Origin of the sequence: Endoryza foliicola, assembly GCF_050589245.1 — a bacterium.
Classification (GTDB): domain Bacteria; phylum Bacteroidota; class Bacteroidia; order Chitinophagales; family Chitinophagaceae; genus Endoryza; species Endoryza foliicola.
The window spans coordinates 1-1,382 of sequence record NZ_JBOBEW010000029.1 but is presented as its reverse complement, the minus strand read 5'-3'; the positions used below and the strand labels follow the sequence as shown (position 1 = coordinate 1,382).

General features: G+C 43.3%; 1 protein-coding gene. It reads left to right on the top strand.

The features are described 5' to 3' along the window. The first annotated feature begins 267 nt into the window (after positions 1-267). The gene (locus ACQ2HE_RS19865; protein WP_430901937.1) at positions 268-1,296 is read left to right on the top strand and encodes an IS110 family RNA-guided transposase; all 1,029 of its coding nucleotides are present in this window, start codon (positions 268-270) and stop codon (positions 1,294-1,296) included. The last annotated feature ends 86 nt before the right edge of the window (positions 1,297-1,382 follow it).

The following is a 1,382-nucleotide window of genomic DNA, read 5'->3' as shown; positions in this document are numbered from 1 at the left end:
CTCCTATGTTTGCAAAGAGGTAAAATATAGGTGATTTTACGAGACAGTGAATACCAATTAGTTTTGATGAATAAAGTGAAAAAGAGTGAGAGCTGATTGCGCCTAAACAACTCTAGAAGTATGTTCTCGCTGAGAAATGGCCTCACTCTTTTGATCTCTTCGAGTTTGAACAGAATGTAAGGAGGAGCGCATGCGCTCGATCCAGAATATCCAACCAGGAGACAAAACGAAGGGAGATTTTTCGCTTTATAGTAAAACTATATTGACATGAAAAAAATCATCAAACAAGTGGTAGCCATTGATGTGGCTCAAGAAGAGTTGGTTGTATGTTTAGGTCGGTTGAACGAAGATCTTAGTAAAGAGTTGTTTGCCCATAAGACGTTTGGGAACAACAAAAAAGGCTTTACAGAACTGGTAAAATGGGTCACCAAATCAATGATCAAGGAAGTGGCTGTTCAGTATGTAATGGAAGCTACGGGAGTGTACCATGAAGCACTAGCGTTCTTTTTAGATGGCCACAAAAAAGCGTTGAGCATTGTTCTTCCGAACAAGATCAGCAACTATGCGCGCACGCTGGACATCAAAACAGTAACGGACAAAACGTCTTCGGAGGCGATCGCTTTGTTCAGCTTGGAACGTCAGTTGGAGAAATGGGTACGCCCGGCTGCTATCTACCTTCAGATGCGTCAGTTGACGCGGGAAAGAAGTCAGTTGCTGGATGAGCGTACGGTCTTGAAGAATCAATTGCATGCGGAACAGAGCAGTGGTTGGCCGAACAAGGAAAGCATTGCGAGAACCAACAAACGCATCGCTTTATTAACCAAGCAAGACAAAGAGATTACCGAGTCGTTGCAAAAGCTTATCAAGGAAGATCCGGAGCTAGCGTCAATTATAAAGCTGATCTGCAGCATCCCAGGAATCAGTACGATTACTGCTGCAACCATCATAGCCGAAACAAATTGTTTTGCGTTGATTAAAAACAAGCGCCAGTTAACGAGTTATGCGGGCCTCGATATACGAGAGAAGCAATCGGGCACATCGGTAAAGGGCAAGCCTCGAATCTCCAAACGAGGGAATAAAAAGTTGCGAAGTGCCTTGTACATGCCTGCCTTGACGGCCATCCGTCACGATGAGCGGTACAAAGCAGTGTATGCGCGACTTGTAGGAAAACATGGTGTAAAAATGAAGGCAGCGGTAGCGATCCAGCGAAAGCTCTTGGAAATGAGTTATACCGTTTTTAAGACCGGTACAGCTTACGACAAGGACTATTATAAAAAGTTAGGGGGTAATCCATAAAGATTACCCCACTAAACAGGCTGGCATAAGCCGCCTAAAGCGTAAAAATAAATAATAAAAATCAATTGGTTTTTAACACAGAATCT

Coding starts and splice junctions, on each gene's coding strand:
- ACQ2HE_RS19865 (WP_430901937.1), top strand. CDS start 268: ATGAAAAAAATCATCAAACAAGTGGTAGCCATTGATGTGGCTCAAGAA.